The sequence below is a fragment of the Chondromyces crocatus genome (assembly GCF_001189295.1).
GTDB lineage: Bacteria > Myxococcota_A > Polyangia > Polyangiales > Polyangiaceae > Chondromyces > Chondromyces crocatus.
On sequence record NZ_CP012159.1, the window covers coordinates 9,091,087 to 9,107,336 of the forward strand.

Here is a 16,250-nt window from a genome sequence, read left to right on the forward strand (position 1 = left end):
GATCTCAGAACGGTTTTCGCGCAGAGACCACATACTCGTACAGCTCTCGCTTCGAGGTCCGCTTGCGGATGGCGCGCACCTCGACGTGTTCGAGCCCTTCGGCCTCGAACAGCGACGCGAAGACCCTCTCCACGGGGACCAGGACGTCGTAGAACTTCGAGTTGCCCACGATGTAGTGAGCGACGCCGCCCGGCTTGAGCACCGCCCGGAGCGAGGCGACGTGGCGCACCATGTCGTGGAAGTACTTGTGCACGTAGCGCGACAGGAGCGGGCTGCGTTCGGCGATGCGCGCGACCAGCTCGTCGAAGCCAGCGTGTGGGATCGCCCCGCTCCCCTCGGGCGACCACTTGCCGACATTGCTGGTCGCGCAGCCCCAGGTGCCGCCGATCGCTTGCCAGTCGAGTTCTCCGGCAGAGCGGCCGTCACAAAGGTAGCCGAGCCAGTACATGTAAGGCCGAAGCTCGCGGATGTAGCTCATCCGGTTGGGATAAGGCGGCGAGGTGATCACCACGTCGTAGCGGTCGGCGGGGAGCTGCTCCCGCAGATTCCGCGCGTCACAGAGCACCGCCTGGGGGGGTGTCGAGATGGGCGTGGAGGCGCTCCGAGCGACGCTCTCGACCGCGCCGTCCCACGCGACGGCGACGGCTTCGGCAGCGGCCACCGGCTCGACGACGGGTGCGGCTCCACGACCCCGAGCAAACGACATCGACTGGTGACCGAAGCTCACCTGGGCACGCTCGATCAGCGTACGGCAGAAGGCGACGAGCAGCAGATCGGGTACGGCTCGTCCTCCTTCGATGGGCTCTGCTGCGGCCGAGAGGGCGCGAATCGTGGCGAGCCCGCGTCCGAGCGCCGCCAGCGTCGCGTCGTCCCACCAGCGCTCGATGCGGTGGATCGGAGGCGTCCACGCTGCCGTCGCGGAGCGATCACGTATCGCCGAGACCACCGTCCTGGCGGTGCTCCGCAGCGCCGTCAGCTCGGTCTCCCTGTAGGAGCGCCCTTTCGCCTCGCACAGCCAGAGGAGGAACGGGTTGATGTCCGTGGTCTCGGCGCGGATACCTCGCTCGGCGCAGACCAGGGCGGTCGTCCCCGTGCCACAGAAGGGATCCAGCACCTGGCTCTCTCGTGATGCCTCGGCCAGCAGCTCGCCGACGAGATGCACCGAGTACGCAGGTGTCAGGCGCAGCCAGCCATGGCGCGTCTCCCGCAGGTTCCCCTTGAAGGTGAGGTGATCGGAGCGCCGGAGCGCGGGAGGTTCCATGGCCGTCAGCTGGCCAACCTATCATCCCATCCTGCTGGGGGCTCGTCGGGGCGGCGGTTCTTGGAGGGCTGAGGCCACCGGGGAGTCCGAACGGGTGGAGAACATGCCGCGGTGGCCCTTCTCTCCCAGAGAGGGCCGCCCGCGAGCCCCGAACTCAGGTGCCGTCCAGATAGGTCGCCAGGTGCCGATCACGAGACCGTGATCGCAGCTTCTCGAGCGCCTTGGACTCGATCTGGCGGATACGCTCTCGGCTCAACGAGAAGGAGCGCCCGATCTCCTCGAGCGTGTGGTCCGTCTCTCCATCGAGCCCATAACGGAGCCGCAGCACTTCGCGCTCGCGCGGGGTCAGGCCTTCGAGGAGATCGCGCGTCTGCTCCATCATCCGGCGCTGCGCGAGGGCCTCGTCCGGCGTCACCGTGTCGCTCGGGAGGAAGTCGCCGTAACGGGCGTCTCCCTCCTCGTCGATCGGCGCATCCAGGCTGATGGGCTCCATCGAGAGATCTCGGACGGCCTTGACCTTGGCGAGCGGGAGCCCGCTGTGCTCCGCGATCTCCTCCGGAGACGGCTCCCGCGCGTGCTCCTGGGACAGGGCTTTGCGCGAGCGCAGGACCTTGCGGCGGCTGTCCGCGAGGTGGACCGGCATCTTCACGATGCGGCCCTGGTAAAGGAGCGCTCTCTCGATCGCCTGCTTGATCCACCACCCGGCGTAGGTGCTGAAGCGGTAGCCCCGGCGGTAGTCGAACTTGTCCGCCGCGCGCATCAACCCGAGGTTGCCCTCCTGCACCAGGTCGAGCAGGGGCACACCACGGCGCTGGTAGTGGCGAGCCGTCGCCATCACGAGCCGCAGGTTGGCTTGCACCAGCTCGGCCTTGGCGCGAGCCGAGCCGGCGCGCGCCTTGGAGAATGCACGGAGCGTCGACGTCGCCCCTTCGCTCTCGGGGCTGCCCGAGCGCGCGACATCGCGGAGGGCCTGGGTGATCCGATCGCCGACCGAGGGATCGAGGCGCACCTCGCACAACCCAGCCGCGAGTCCTTCGAGCGCTGCCTCCGCATTCGAACCAGTCAAGGTCATGACCGAGCGCGCGAGCTGAAGGAGCTGCGCGAGGCGCAGCGGCGCAGCCTGACCTGCAGGGTCATCCGCATCCGGGTTGAGCAGGAGGTCCTGGATCACCACCCGGCCTGCCTGCACGTCGTCCGCCAGGCTGGCGAGCACGCGCAGCGCGATCGGCGAACGAACCCACGTCCGGAGAGAGGCATCTTCGGCCGCCTCGATCCGTCGCCCGAGATCGATCTCCCCATCCCGGGTGAGCGGCTGGCTGCCCGAGAGCTCCGCGAGATACAGGTCCGTGGCGTCAGGGGAGGCGAAGTCGGGCTCGACCTCCCGTTCGCGCAGGGCACGCACGCGCGACGCCGGCGAGCTGCCAGCCAGGGCCTCAGCCAGCGACGACACCGGTCCCCGATTTTCTTGCTCCATCGACGGGCGCAGCGTGGCGCTGCTCCCAGCGTGGGCCTCGAGCTCGGACTCGTTCCTGTGCAACTCGCCCTGTCGGAGCGAGATCGATGACTTGGTCTTCAATGCCACATGAGGAGCGCTGCGTTCACCTGGCGCGAGCGGAACACAGCGGATCGGGGTGTCAGATGCGCCTAGAAAAGAGGGTAGTTCAACCACACACCTTCCGGAAGTGGCAAGAAAGAAGTCTCCTTGACGCGCAGATCCGACTGCGGTTTCCGAACGACTTCGAGCGCTCCACGCGACCGGCTTCAGCGCTCGTCGGCGCGCGCTGATTCTGCGCGTTTCAGCAGCCGGAAGACGTCGACACACACAGCCGACCTCTTCCTCCCACGTGGAGATGGCCTCCTCCCACGTGGAGATGGCGGAGGTCGGCAACGCGCTACGCACATCGCCCCCGGTCCCCCGAGGTCCCTCGGGGAGCGGGGGCGCGGATACCCCGTTCGAACGTGTCGCTTCGGGAGGTCAGTACCCCTGCGCCGTCGGGCGCACGACGATCTCGTTCACATCCACGTCGCCCGGCTGCTCGATGGCAAAGGCGATCGCTCGCGCGACGGCGGCTGCGGGAAGGATCTCTCGCCGGTAATCCTGGATCACTCGCTGCTTCATTTCCGGATCGGAAATGCTCTCGGCGAGCTCGGATTCGGTGGCACCAGGCGAGACGAGGGTGACCCGGATGTCACGGCCGATTTCCTGGCGCAGCCCTTCGGAGAGGGCCCTCACCGCGAACTTGGACGCGCAGTAGACGGCGGCCGCGGGCACCACGACAAGCCCTGCGACGGACGAGATGTTGACGAACTGACCCGCCCCTTGCTTCTTCATGAAGGGTAGCGCGGCCGCGATCCCGTAGAGCACACCCTTGATGTTCACGTCGATCGTACGGTCCCACTCGTCGACCTTCAGATGCTCGACGAGAGACAGCGGCATGACGCCCGCATTGTTCACGAGCACGTCGATGCGCCCGGTGCGCTGCACCGCGAACTGCACGAAGGCCTCCACCTGCTCGCGCCGGGTGACATCGAGTGGGTGGATCTCTGCCTTGCCACCTCCCTCTCGAATGGCCGCCGCGATCGATTCCAGCCGCTCCGTGCGACGGGCGCCGAGCACGACGTGAGCCCCTCTCTCTGCGAGGAGCCTCGCCGCGGCCTCACCGATGCCGCTGCTCGCTCCCGTGATTGCAATGGTCTTCCCTTGAATGCCGCTCATCTGAATGCCGCTCATCGAGGTTCTCCTGCTGCCATGGGTCGCCGGTGCTCTCGTCGGGGTGGCGACGAGCGCGAACCGAGCCTGGTCGAGCGTTTCCCGGCGCGCTCCAGCGCGATCGCCGGAGCACACACGAATGTCGCGGTGTGCCGGCGTCGATCACCAGTGCGCGTGGTGCTCGCGATGCGACGGGCCCCAGGGCCCATCTGCCGATCACCCTACGGCCTTGACCGACCATCGCACCAACGCCTAATGGTCACTCTCAGCGTGACAGGAAGTCATGACGACGTTTGATCCACGCTTGCTGAACGGGATCGGAGTCCTCGTCGCCGTCGTGGAAGCTGGCAATTTCGTGCGCGCCGCGGAGGCGCTGCACATGACCCAGTCAGGCGTCAGCCGCGCGGTGGCACGCCTGGAACAGCGCCTCGGAGTGCGCTTGTTTCATCGCACCGCGCGCGCGGTGCACCTCACGGAGGAGGGGCGCCGGTTCCACGACGATGTCGCGCCCTTGCTCACCGGGTTGGAGGATGCGGCCCACCAGGCCGCAGGGGCCTCGGCTTCCGCTCGTGGGAAGCTGAGCGTCAACGTCGACGCGACGTTCGGCCATTACATCCTCTCGCCGCGCATAGGCGCATTCCTTGCTGCACACCCGGAACTCTCGGTAGATCTCCTCATCCGGGATCGGATGGGAGATCTCGACGCGGACGGGTTCGATGTCGCCGTCCGCTTCGGCGAACCGGAGCCGTCGAGCCTCACCTGCAAGCTTCTGTCGCAATCACGGGTCGTGACCTGCGCCTCTCCTGCGTACGTCGCTCGGCGGGGCCGCCCCGCACGGCCTCGATCCCTGGTCGACGACGGCCACGAGTGTCTCCTCTTCCGCAACCCCAGCACCGGGCGCCCTTTCGCGTGGGAGTTCCACCGTCGGAAAAAGGTGGTGCCCGTACCCGTGACCGGCCGGCTCGCCACCAACGACGTGAACAGCCTGATGGCGGCTTGCCTCGGAGGTCATGGGGTCTCCCAGTTCCTCGAGATCTGTGTGCGGGAGATGTTCGAGGACGGCAGGTTGATCCAGCTCCTCCCCGACTGGGCGGAGGAGCGCTTCCCCCTCTACGCGTACCACCGGTCGCGGAAGCTCCCCCCGGCCAAGGTCCGTGCGTTCCTGGACTACGTCGTCGAGTTGACCCGTTGAATGCCGAGCCAGAGCGCGGATGAGGCGGGATGGTTCCTCGAAAACCTGACATGCTCGTGTCACGACGGCACTGCAGGCTCGCAGTGTCAGGGACGCGCTGGCGCGACGAGAGACGAGGAAGAAGGGCGTGAACCGCAAGGAAGACGAATGGCTCTGGGGCTGGGATCCCACGCCTGGCATCGTCTCGGTGTGGGCCGAGCCCGAGGGACGGGCCATCGTCTGGCGGCGCCTCCCGGAGACGGACGCCCTCGTTCGAGAGGACCTGTCTTTTCGCCCCTGGCTGCTCCTCGCTTCCTTGGAGGACCTCGGCCACCTCGGCGCACGGCTGCGGCCCGAGGGGGACGGGCCAGCGCCGCATCGGGTGACGTACCAGGAGCTGGAAGGACCGGGCGCGCTCCGCTACGTCATCCGCGCCGACGACGGCCGCACCCTCTCGTCCGCCATCCTGCAAGGCGCGGCGAGACGCCTCGGCCGACCGCTCCAGCACCTGCGCGACCTCCCTCCCGAGGTGGTGTTCGTGATGCCGCCCGAGGAGCAGTACCTGATCGCTTCCGGCCGCACGTACTTCCGGGACCTGCCCTTCGATGCGCTGCACCGCTTGCAGTTCGACCTGGAGACCACCGGCCTCGATCCCGAGCACGATCGCATCTTCCTGGTGGCGCTCCGCGCTCCGGATGGCAGCACCGAGGTCCTCGAGGTGCACGGCGACGAGGACGACGACGAGGCAGAGGCCGACCTGCTCGGGCGGCTCGTCGCCCGGATCCAGGCCTGGGATCCCGACGTCATCGAGAACCACAACCTCCACGGCTTCGATCTTCCCTTCCTCGCCCGCCGCGCCCAGCACCTCGGCGTGCCGCTCGCGCTGGGCCGAGCGGGCGCGCCAGGCCTCCGGCAGCGCCCCTCGGCGCGCGGTGCCTCGCTGGGCGGCAGGAGCGACGCTCCTGCGACGAACGGGGCGGCTCCAGGCCAGAACGGCGGCGCTCGCACCGATCGACAGCGCCGGACACGCTACACCGTGCCCGGGCGCGAGCTGATCGACACCATGGACGCCGTCCTGCGCCACGACTTCTCCGCGCGGGATCTCCCCGGCCATGGCCTCAAGGCGGTCGCCAGACACTTCGGCCTGGCGGGGCCCGACCGTGAACTCATCACCGGCGCCCGGATCCACCACGTCTTCCGGACCGACCCCGAGCGGGTCCGACGGTATGCCTGCGATGACGTCAAGGAGGCCGCCGGCCTCGCGCGTCTGCTCGGCGGCGCAGCGTTCGCCCTCGCGCGCATGGCGCCACGCCGCTACGAGCGCCTCGCGGACGCGGGAGCAGCCACGGGCGTGCTGGATCCGCTCCTCGTCCGGGCGTATCTACGGGCTGGGGCCGCGCTCCCCGCCCACGAGCCGGGCGATGGCACTTCACACAGCGGCGCAGCGCTCCACCTGTTCGCCACCGGCGTGGCGAAGCACGTGGTGAAGGCCGACGTGGCGAGCCTCTACCCCTCCCTGATGCGGGAGTACCGCATCGGCCCGCGCCGGGACCGCCTCGGCGTGCTCCTCGCGCTGGTCGATCGCCTCGTCGACCAGCGCCTCGACGCCAAGGCGCGGGCCCGCGCGGCGCTTCCCGGCTCCCCCGAGCGCCATACCCACGAGGCCCTCTCCGCCGCGATGAAGCTCGTCGTCAACTCCGCCTACGGCTACCTGGGCGCCGTCGGCCTCACCCGCTTCGCCGACGTCCACGCCGCGAACGAGGTCACCCGGCACGGCCGCGAGGTGCTGGGCCTCCTCTGCCGAGAGCTGGCCGCCCGCGGGGTCACCTTGCTCGAAGCCGACACGGACGGGGTGTACTTCTCCGTCCCGCCAGCCTGGGAGGAGGCCGACGAGCGGCGCGTCGTCTCCGAGGTCGCGGCCCTGCTCCCTCCCCGCGTGCACCTCGAATTCGACGGTCGCTACGCCGCGATGCTCTCGCACGAGCCGAAGAACTACGCGCTCCAGCCCTACGACGGACCGCTCCTCCTGCGCGGCGTGGCGTTCCGATCCAGGCGGGCGGAGCCCTTCGGGGAGGACTTTCTGCGGCGCGCGCTGCGCTGTCTTCTGGCCGGAGACATCCCTGGCGTCAGGGAAGCCTACATCAGCACCGTGCTCGCCTTGCGTCGCCGGACGATCCCGACCCACGAGGTGGCGTCCCGCGTCCGGCTCACCAAGGCGTCGAGCCAGTACATCGCCACGCGCACGCGCCGGCGCGAGCTGCCCTACGAGGCCATGCTGGCGAATGGCCGCACCCACTGGTCCATCGGGGAGCGCATCCGTGTGTACCGCGCGACGGGAGGGCGTGCCGGTCTCTTGCCGACGCCCGCAACCGAGGAGAGCGAGCAAGAGGACGGCGACGCCCTCGAGGGCCGGCAGGGCTCGGAGCGCACCTCGCGTGATCCGCGGGACTATGACGTCGAGTACTACACACGGCAGCTGCGCGAGACCTTCGCGGCCCGGCTGGCGCGCGCGCTGACCCCGGCAGATTTCGCGGCGGTCTTCGACGATCCCGGACAACCGTCGCTCTTCACGCCATGCCTCTCGGGGGCCCGGCCCATTCTCACCGTCCTGCAAGAGCCCCAGGAGCATCGCGACGAGGCAGAATCGCCTGTCGAGACCACCGCGACCCCGGGCTGAACAGACGCCGGAGCCATTCCCCGGCGAACCTTGCGACCCGACAGGCCAGAGGAGAATGCTTCGCGACGGCATTCGCTTGCGCTGAAGTGAATCGAAGGTTCTATCAGCACACAACGACAACGCTCCAGCAACGCTGACCCTGCCGCTACGGCTCCTCGGCCACCACCAGCACGATCTTTCCCCGTGTGTGCCTCGTCGCGATCATCTCGTGTGCCGTCCGCACCTCCGAGAGGGGAAGGGTCTCCGACACCAGCGGCCGCACCTTCTTCTCCTCGATGAGTGCCGTCATCTTCTCCAGCGTCGCCGCATCGGGGTGCGCTTGCACCCTGGCTCCCTGGATCCCTCGTTTCTTCAGCGCCTCGGCGTCCGGCGCCTCCAGGAGCGTCGCCAGGAACCCTCCCCTGCGCACCACGTCGATCGAACGCTTCGTCGTATCTCCGCCAACGTTGTCGAGCACCACGTCCACGTTCCTCACGACGCGATCGAAGCTCGTCCTCGTGTAGTCGATCGCCAGGTCCGCCCCCAGCTCGCGCAGCAGCTCCTGGTTGCGCGTCGACGCCGTCGCCAGCACCCGCGCTCCGCGCGCCTTCGCAAGCTGGACCGCGAACACCCCGACCCCGCCCGATGCTCCCTGGATGAGCACCGTCTGCCCCTTCTCCAGGGACGCCGTCTCGAAGAGACCTTGCCACGCCGTGAGCCCCGCCAGCGGCACCGCAGCCGCCTCCTTGAACGAAAGCGACGCGGGCTTCAGCGCGGCTTCCCCTTCCTTCACGATCGCGTACTCCGCGTAGCCACCCCCGCGCGCTTGATCCAGGAACGCATACACCGCGTCCCCTTGCTTGAAGCGCGACACCCCCTCGCCCACCTGCGTGACCACCCCGGCGACATCCAGCCCGAGCACGAACGGCAGCCGACTCTCCATCAGCGCCCTCAGATCCTTGCGGGTGGCTTGCCGCATCTTGGCGTCGACGGGGTTCACCCCGGCCGCGATGACGCGAACGAGCAGCTCACCTGCCTTCGGCTCGGGCCGCGGGATCTCTTCCTGCTGCATGACGTCCGCATCTCCCACGGCATGGATGCGGATCGCCTTCATCATCGCCCGCTTCGGCTCCAGCTGTGGCGCCGGTGCCACCGGCGCTGCGCTCGGCGAGGCTTCGCTCGGTTGAACCGGCTCCGACGGACGAGTCTCTGCAGCGGGGGCCGCGCAGGAAAGAATGCCCACCAGGCAAGAGCACACCGCAGCCATCCAGGGGGCGCGCAGCGCGCCGGCGAGGTCGTCCATCATGTTCGCATTCCCTTCGTTTGAAGGGCCTACGTAGCGTCCAGAGACGAGCGAAGCAACCGACTCGCGGGCACGGCGCCTGTGCCTGCAAGGCACGCGACGAAGCCCTTCGATGGTGCCACCCCGAGCGCGCGATGCGCCTCCCCACATCACAGCTTCACCGCAGGAGGAGCGCTATGCCGACGTCCCCAGCTCCCCCAGCCGCCGCTCCAGGTACGCTCGCTCCTGCGCGTTCCTCGCCAGCCCGATCGCTGCGGTGTACGCCGCGCGCGCTTCCTCCTGGCGCCCCAGCCGCCGCAGCAACTCTCCCCGTGCGGCCGGCAGCAGGTGGTAGCTCGCCAGCTCCTCCCGCGCGGCCAGCCGATCGAGCCACGAAAGCCCTTCCGCAGCCCTGCCGGCCATCGCCACCGCCACTGCCGCGTTCAGCTCCACCACCGCGGACGGCGCCACGCGGAGCAGCGCCCCGTACAGCGCCGCGATCTGCGGCCAGTCCGTCGCCTCGGGTGTCGTCGCTTGCGCGTGCAGTGCCGCGATGGCTGCCTGGAGCTGATACGGCCCGGCCGGCTGCGACCGCACCTCCCGGGGTGCCGCCCGTCGCAACGCGATCGCCCGGTCCAGCAGCGAGAGCCCCTCGGCGATCGCCCCTCGATCCCAGCGCGACCGATCTTGCTCCTCCAGCGGGATCAGCGCCCCCTCCTCGCCAAGCCGCGCTTCCCGTCGCGCATCGTGCAGCAGCATCAGCGCCGCGAGCCCCAGCACCTCGGGCTCCTCCGGCAGCAGCTCCACGAGGAGCCGGCCCAGAGCCACCGCCTCCGATACCAGATCCCGCCGCCCCAGCACCTCGCCGAACGAGGCCACGTACCCCTCGTTGAACACCAGGTACACCACCGCCAGCACCCCCCCGAGGCGCTCTGGCAGGTCCGCGGGCGCCGGTACCGCGTAAGGGATCCCGGCCTCCTTGATCTTCCGCTTCGCCCGCACCAGCCGCTGCGCCGTCGTGGCTTCGCTCTCCAGAAACGCCCGCGCGATCTCCCCCGTCGACAGCCCGGACACCGTGCGCAGCGCGAGCCCCACCTGCGCCTCGCGGGACAGCGCCGGGTGACAGCACGTGAACAGGAGCCGCAGCCGATCGTCCGGCAGGTGCTGCCCATCCAGCGCCTCCTCGCGATCGAACGCTTCGAGCGCCGCCACCTCTGGCAGCTCTCCGGACACCTGCGGCGCTCCACGCTTGCGCCGCAGCAGGTTCCGCGCGCGGTTCTGGGCCACCGTCGTGAGCCAGGCCGCCGGACGCACGGGAACGCCCTCTGCCCCCCACACCGTCAGCGCCTTCTCGAAGGCGTCCTGCAGCGCGTCCTGCGCCAGCTCGAAATCACCCCCGCACACACGGATCAGCCCGGCGAGGACACGGGCCCCCTCCAGTCGGAACACCTGCTCGATGGTGGTTTCGGATCGCACGACGCCGAGGACGCGCCCCCACGGGCGCCCCTCGGCCGCGAACCTACCACGCGAGACAAAACCGGCGGGAGGCCCACCCGCCGCCACGCACCGCGCCGTGACGGCCCGGGACCTCCCTTCCGATCACATCTCGAAATTCATCACCGGCCGCACCTCGACCGACCCGAGCGGCGCGCTCGGACACTTCGCGGCCCACTTCAACGCTTCTTCCAGGTCCGGCACCTCGATCACGTAGTAGCCACCGAACTGCTCCTTCGTCTCCGCGAACGGCCCGTCGGTCGTGAGCGTCTTGCCCTCACGGATGCGGACCGTGGTCGCCGTCGCCACCGGCTTCAGGGCGTTACCGCTGCGCAGGATGCCCGCCTTCTCCATCGCATCGGTGTACGCGTTGTACTCCCCGAAGAGCTGCTGCGACTGGGCCTCCGGCATGTTCGCCCAGAGCGACTCGTCGTCATAAACGAGGATCATGTACTGCATCGGTCTCTTGTCTCCTGGGTCACGCGGCGCCCCTGCGGCGCCGTCTCCACCCCCACGACACGCGAGCAGGCCTCGGATCGACAGACCTCGGTCGATTTTTTTCTCTCGTGGGATGAGGTGATGTCCCTGACCTCTGGGAGCGGCTTGTGACGTCAGGTCGACCCACGTAGAACCAGACGCCCCTCAGCGACCGCTCCTCCCGGAGGCCTTCAGGCATGAGCAACAACGACCCCGTATCGATCGCGAAAATTCGCCAGGTGCGTGCGCGCGTCGAGGTGTCGCTGGCCGAGGCCAAGGCAGCGCTGACGGCGACCGACGGCGATGTCGCCGCAGCCATCGCCAGGCTGATGACGCCCGAGCAGGAGGCCCGCGACCGCAACCATGCCATCGCCTGGAAGATCGTGGACGGCTCGGCGCCGAGCGAGGCCAGGCCCCCGCCGGACGCGAAACCGGACGTGTCGCCACCGCCTCCACCGCCTCCACCCCTCTCCGCCCTGGACCGCGCCGCCTGGGTGCAGGCGCAGATCGACGAGCGACGACCAGCCGCTCACGTGGAGGGGAGCATCGGGCGCATCGTGCAGGAGCTTGCGCGCGGGGTGCACGGCCTCGAACACCAGGGACCGGACGTGTTCGGGATGGAGGTCCCGCCCGCGGAGCGCGCGGGCCTGAGCGTCCTGGCAGAAGAGGCACGCGCGGCGCTCCTCGCGTGGCGTGACGAGTGCGTGCGACGCGAGGGAGACGCCGGCGCGCAGTTCGTCGCCGCCATCGCCGGGCGCGTGGGCGTGCTGCTGGAGCCGGAGCGAGATCACCTGGACCTGCCTGGAAGCGACAGGCTCGCCGCCGTGCAAGCTGCGTTCGCGCGGGTGACGGACCTCCTTTCGGATCCCCCCGCGCTCATCAGCTGGTGGCACCAGAACGGCGGCCTTGGAGACGGCCAGGTCGAGGTGCGGATACAGACGTCGGATGGCGCCGCCCTGCAACACCTCGCGGGCACACGGCACGCTGGCTACGGCGCCGCACTTCCCGCCGAGTACCTGTGGTTCCTGACGCAGACCAATGGCCTGACCGTCCTCGCCGAGAACGACGCCCCGGCACTCCTCGTCGCTCCGATCGAGTCCATCGACCACGACCACTTCGACGCGGTCCCCGTCGAGGGCCTCGATTCCCCCTTCGTGTTCGGCGACATCGACGGGTACGGGGCGCTCGCCTTCGACGCAACGGCCACGCTGCGCGATCCGCGGCCCGTGTTCTGGATCGAGGGAGACGATGCGCCGAGGGCGACCCGCATCGCCGACTCCTTCGCCGACTTCATCGAGCGGCTGTGCGACGCCCATCTGCGGCTGCCCACCTTGCTCGCTGCGAGCGGCATCTCTGTTCCCCCGTCCCTCGAAAAGCCGAGGCCAGCGTCCACGGAGCCACACGCCGCTCATCGCAACCTGCGCCCCCCTCGATCCTCCCCTACGCCGAGGCGCCGGCGCCGCGTCCGAGAATGAACGCGACCCGCTCCTCCACGGTGCCCCTGGGCACGTCGAGCAGCTCGTAGCCGCACGCCGAGTAGGTCATCACCATCGAGGCGTAGGTCCGCTCTGCCTCCTCCAGCGACTGCTTTCGCTCCTCGTCTCGCGTGAAGATCTCGGGCCAGGGCGGGCAGAGGAAGACCCGGCGCGCGTAGCGGAACAGCGCCGCGGCCTTCTCCATGTGCGCCGGGACGGGCAGCCCCTGCAGCCGCAGGTAGCCGATCACATCCGGCACGCCCCGATCGAAGAAGACCCGCCCCGCCCTCGCCGCGTGATCATGAAACGCTCGGATCTCCCAGGACAGCATCATCTCGGCGAACAGCACGGGATCCACCCACGGCAACGCCCTGCCCGAGATCGCGACCTGCTCCTGGATGATCCGGCGCCCCACCTCGCTCGACGTGCGAAAGCCAGCCCTGCCGAGCGCCGCGATCAGCGTGCTCTTCCCCGACCCTGGCCCTCCACTGATCACCGAGAACGAGCGCATGACCTCGAACCAGACCGGCGTCAGCCGGGCTCGTCGCTTTGCGCCTCGACGGGCTCGTGCAGCACCGCCTCCAGACGATACCCATCGAGATCACGCACGAACGCCGCGTAGTAGCCTGGCTCGTAGTTCTCCCGGATGCCGGGCGGCCCTTCGTCGACGCCACCCCCCGCCATCGCCTCGGCATGGAACCCGTCCACCGCCCCGCGTGAAGGTGCGGCGAGCGCGAGGTGAAAGCCCGGCCCGGGTGCTCGCGCCTCCGCCCCGGTCTGGACCAGGGCCAGCGGCGCCTCGCCCACGAAGCCCGCCGGGCCATACCCGATGCCCCTCGTGCTGCGCCACAGACGCACGTAGCCGAGTGGAGCGAGCACCTTGTCGTAGAAGGCCCCGGCCCGCTCGAGATCCGCCACGCCGAGCGAGAGATGATCGAACACGGCCGACCGTAACATCCCTCCCCCGGCCCTCACAACGTGCCTCCCGGCACCGCCCATCCCCACTCGAACACCTCGCCAGGCGACCGAAAACCACGCCCTTCATCCGGTCTCCGTTGCGCGCTACGACGCGGCGATGGCGAACGAAACGAACGAGTCCCTCGCAGCGTCCGACTGGGCCGGCGCACGTGGCGAGAAGTGGCGTGCTCAGCTCTCGGGCATGGAGGCGATGCTCCGGCCCGTGGAAGAGCCCTTGCTCCGCGCGCTGGACCTCGACGGCCCTCGCCGCATTGCCGACATCGGATGTGGTGGTGGAGGCACCTCCCTGGAACTCCTGCGCCGAGCCCCAGCAGGAAGCATCGTCCACGGCTTCGACGTCTCGCCTCCCCTGGTCGACGTGGCGCGCGAGCGTGCACTGGCCGATGGCAGCGGGGTCGTCTTCCACCTCGCCGACATGTCGACGGCGCGACCGCCCGAAGGGCCCTACGATCGCCTCGTCTCGCGCTTCGGCATCATGTTCTTCTCCGATCCGCCCGCGGCCTTCGCCAACCTGGCCCAGTGGCTCGCCCCCGGCGGTCGGTTCGCCTTCGCGGCCTGGGGCCGCCAAGCCGACAACCCGTGGATGCTCACCCTGCGCGACGTGATCGCGAAGATCGTCGACATCCCCGCGCCGGAGCCCGACGCGCCCGGGCCGTTCCGCTACGCCGAGGCCGACAAGCTGCTCGCCCTGCTCGAACGAGCGGGCTTCGGCGAACTCGCCGTGCAGGACTGGCGTGGGACCTTGGCCATGGGCGACCACCTTCCGGCAGCGGAGGCGGCCAGCTTCGCGCTCGCCGCGTTCTCATTCGGTGAGCTGCTCGCTCAGCATGGAGACGCGGCGCGCGAGCAGGCCCGCAAGGCGCTCACGGAGCGCTTTTCCGAGCACGAGCAGCAAGGTGTCGTCCGGATGGCGGCGTGCGTCCACATCTTCACCGGCACACGCCTCGCCCCATGAGCCCAGGCCGCCAGCCCTCCTGATCAGACCTCTGCCAGCGCGGAGACAGCGCGGCGCCTCCGAGGCCTGGCTTGCTCGGAGAGCCTGGCTTGCTCGGGGAGCCCCAGGTAGCGCTCCAGGAGCAGCACCAGCTCATCCTCCAGCACCCCCGAGAGCACGTCGTCCTGCCGCTCGACGAAGCCCTGGAGGATCACCGCGTGGCACACCGTGGCCAGCAGCCAGCCCGAGAGCTCCGGGTTCGGCAGCGCCACCCCCAGCGACGCGAAGAACGCCCCCGCCTGCGCCGCGCACCGCTCTCCCGCCGTCGGCGGCCTGCGGCTCCGGATCCTCGGCATCTCCTCCGCGAACACCCGCTGCAACGCAGGCTCCACGGCCTGTGCCGCCATGAACGCCTTCACCAGCGTCCGCAGCCTCGCCTTCCCCCCCTTGCCCGTGTGCTTCCGCAGCACCTCGCCCATCACCGCGTCGGTCCGGGCCACGTGACGCCGCTCCAGCTCCACGACCAGCGCCTCCTTGTTCGGGAAGAACTGGTAGAGCGACGCGATGTTCACGCCGGCCCGCTCCGCCACCCGGTTCGTCGTCAGCGCGGCGTACCCCTCCCGGATGAGAATGTAAGTCGTTGCTTGCAAGATCACGTTCACCGTCTCCCGGGACCGATCCTGCTTCGGGGTGCGGCGCAGCTCCGTCGTGCGTCCTCTCGCCATGCCCGCATCGTTCCCGAACGCAAGCTGACGGTCCAGCCTGTGCGACCTAGATTTCAGCGGCATGAAGCCAGCTCGAACCTCTCCCGAGACGCCCCCCGAGCGCGACCTCCAGGGCGCCAGCATCGCCTTCCTCGGCGGCACCTCCGGCATCGGCCTCGCCGCGGCGACGGCCATCGCCTCGCGGGGTGCTGCCATCCTCCTCGCCGGTCGCGACCCCGACCGAGGCGCGCGGGCCGCCCAGCGCGTGCGGGACGCGGGCGCCGCCGACGTCACGTTCCTGGAGGCCGATCTCCTCTCGCTGGCGGGCGTCGCTCGTGCCGCCGACGCCATCCGCGCCTGGCGCCCTGCCCTCCACGGCCTCGTCCACACGGCCATGGTGGCCGCCCCCCAGCGCGTCGACACGCCCGACGGCTTCGAGCGCGCCTTCGGCCTCCAGTACCTCGCCCGCTACGCACTCAACCGCGCCTTGCTACCCACGCTGGTCGCCTCCGGCGACGGGCGCATCATCCACGTCGGCGCCAAGCCCATCCCAGCAAAGCTCGTCCCCGACCTCGACGACCTCCAGTTCACGCGGCGAAGGTGGTCCCTCCTGCCCACGCTCATGTCGTCCCAGGTGCTCGGCTACCTGCACGTCCAGGAAGCCACCCGCCGCTGGCACGACCTCCCCGTCACCGCCACCATCGCCTGCGTCGGCATGACCCGGACCGCCACCGTCCGCGACTTCCCCTGGTACATCCGGGTCCTCTACCAGCTCTTCGCAGAGACCCCCGAGAGCGCCGCCAGGAACGTCATCCGCTTGCTGCTCGACGCGGACACGCGCCGCGCGAAAGGCGCCGTGATCTACAACCCCGGCCGCTTCGAGCCGGTGCCCATCCGCCACGACCCCGCGCTCACGGAGAGGACGTGGCACCTCTCCGAGGCCCTGGCCCGAGCGCGCGGGTTCGCCTTCCCTCCCGCCTCGACCTGAGTCAGCGAGCCGTGCCTCGACCGAACCACGCGCCTCGACCCGAGCCGGCTCGCTCGACCTGACCCCGAGACCCGAGCAGCCCACGACCGAACGGGTCCCTCACCGGCCGCCGAGATCAGA

The 16,250-nt window shown here is 69.6% G+C and carries 14 protein-coding genes; 5 read left to right on the top strand and 9 right to left on the bottom strand.

Annotated elements, in window-relative coordinates:
* Positions 1-4: 4 nt before the first annotated feature.
* The 3 genes from CMC5_RS32745 to CMC5_RS32755 all read right to left on the bottom strand — a co-directional run bounded on the left by CMC5_RS32745 (position 5) and on the right by CMC5_RS32755 (position 3,977).
* Positions 5-1,261, bottom strand: a complete 1,257-nt coding sequence (locus CMC5_RS32745; RefSeq protein WP_050434084.1) for a TRM11 family methyltransferase — start codon at positions 1,259-1,261, stop codon at positions 5-7.
* Between the two features lie 154 nt (positions 1,262-1,415).
* The gene (locus CMC5_RS32750; protein ID WP_245677925.1) at positions 1,416-2,711 is read right to left on the bottom strand and encodes an RNA polymerase sigma factor RpoD/SigA; all 1,296 of its coding nucleotides are present in this window, start codon (positions 2,709-2,711) and stop codon (positions 1,416-1,418) included.
* A gap of 525 nt (positions 2,712-3,236) precedes the next feature.
* Positions 3,237-3,977 (bottom strand): SDR family NAD(P)-dependent oxidoreductase, encoded by a 741-nt coding sequence (locus CMC5_RS32755; RefSeq protein WP_050436262.1) that lies wholly within the window; start codon positions 3,975-3,977, stop codon positions 3,237-3,239.
* A gap of 277 nt (positions 3,978-4,254) precedes the next feature.
* Here CMC5_RS32755 and CMC5_RS32760 point away from each other — a divergent pair, with 277 nt between their 5' ends.
* Both CMC5_RS32760 and CMC5_RS32765 read left to right on the top strand, forming a co-directional pair.
* A complete protein-coding gene (locus CMC5_RS32760; protein ID WP_050434086.1) occupies positions 4,255-5,163 on the top strand; it encodes a LysR family transcriptional regulator in 909 nt (302 codons plus the stop codon).
* Positions 5,164-5,290: 127 nt separating this feature from the next.
* Positions 5,291-7,819: a DNA polymerase domain-containing protein gene (locus CMC5_RS32765; RefSeq protein ID WP_050434087.1), complete on the top strand. Its 2,529-nt coding sequence runs from the start codon at positions 5,291-5,293 to the stop codon at positions 7,817-7,819.
* A gap of 145 nt (positions 7,820-7,964) precedes the next feature.
* Here CMC5_RS32765 and CMC5_RS32770 read toward each other — a convergent pair whose 3' ends face one another.
* The 3 genes from CMC5_RS32770 to CMC5_RS32780 all read right to left on the bottom strand — a co-directional run bounded on the left by CMC5_RS32770 (position 7,965) and on the right by CMC5_RS32780 (position 11,033).
* Complete coding sequence (locus CMC5_RS32770) at positions 7,965-9,104, bottom strand: NADP-dependent oxidoreductase (protein WP_050434088.1); 1,140 nt, start codon at positions 9,102-9,104, stop codon at positions 7,965-7,967.
* Between the two features lie 171 nt (positions 9,105-9,275).
* Positions 9,276-10,556: an RNA polymerase sigma factor gene (locus CMC5_RS32775; protein ID WP_050434089.1), complete on the bottom strand. Its 1,281-nt coding sequence runs from the start codon at positions 10,554-10,556 to the stop codon at positions 9,276-9,278.
* Positions 10,557-10,679: 123 nt separating this feature from the next.
* Positions 10,680-11,033 carry a YciI family protein gene (locus CMC5_RS32780; RefSeq protein ID WP_050434090.1) on the bottom strand — a complete coding sequence of 118 codons (354 nt, stop codon included), beginning with the start codon at positions 11,031-11,033 and terminating at the stop codon, positions 10,680-10,682.
* A 215-nt stretch (positions 11,034-11,248) separates the two neighbouring features.
* On the opposite strand from CMC5_RS32780, the gene CMC5_RS32785 reads away from it, so the two are divergent.
* Positions 11,249-12,526, top strand: a complete 1,278-nt coding sequence (locus CMC5_RS32785; RefSeq protein ID WP_050434091.1) for an SMI1/KNR4 family protein — start codon at positions 11,249-11,251, stop codon at positions 12,524-12,526.
* Here CMC5_RS32785 and CMC5_RS32790 read toward each other — a convergent pair.
* On the bottom strand, positions 12,492-13,037 hold the full coding sequence (locus CMC5_RS32790; RefSeq protein WP_050434092.1) for an AAA family ATPase: 546 nt from the start codon (positions 13,035-13,037) through the stop codon (positions 12,492-12,494). The genes CMC5_RS32785 and CMC5_RS32790 overlap by 35 nt on opposite strands.
* Before the next feature lie 20 nt (positions 13,038-13,057).
* A complete protein-coding gene (locus CMC5_RS32795) occupies positions 13,058-13,483 on the bottom strand; it encodes a VOC family protein (protein ID WP_050434093.1) in 426 nt (141 codons plus the stop codon).
* Between the two features lie 118 nt (positions 13,484-13,601).
* Here CMC5_RS32795 and CMC5_RS32800 point away from each other — a divergent pair, with 118 nt between their 5' ends.
* On the top strand, positions 13,602-14,459 hold the full coding sequence (locus CMC5_RS32800) for a class I SAM-dependent methyltransferase (RefSeq protein WP_050434094.1): 858 nt from the start codon (positions 13,602-13,604) through the stop codon (positions 14,457-14,459).
* A 23-nt stretch (positions 14,460-14,482) separates the two neighbouring features.
* On the opposite strand, the gene CMC5_RS48735 is transcribed toward CMC5_RS32800, so the two are convergent.
* On the bottom strand, positions 14,483-15,163 hold the full coding sequence (locus tag CMC5_RS48735; protein ID WP_050434095.1) for a TetR/AcrR family transcriptional regulator: 681 nt from the start codon (positions 15,161-15,163) through the stop codon (positions 14,483-14,485).
* A 61-nt stretch (positions 15,164-15,224) separates the two neighbouring features.
* Here CMC5_RS48735 and CMC5_RS32810 point away from each other — a divergent pair, with 61 nt between their 5' ends.
* Entirely contained in the window at positions 15,225-16,130 is a 906-nt protein-coding gene (locus tag CMC5_RS32810) for an SDR family NAD(P)-dependent oxidoreductase (RefSeq protein ID WP_050434096.1), read from the top strand.
* The last annotated feature ends 120 nt before the right edge of the window (positions 16,131-16,250 follow it).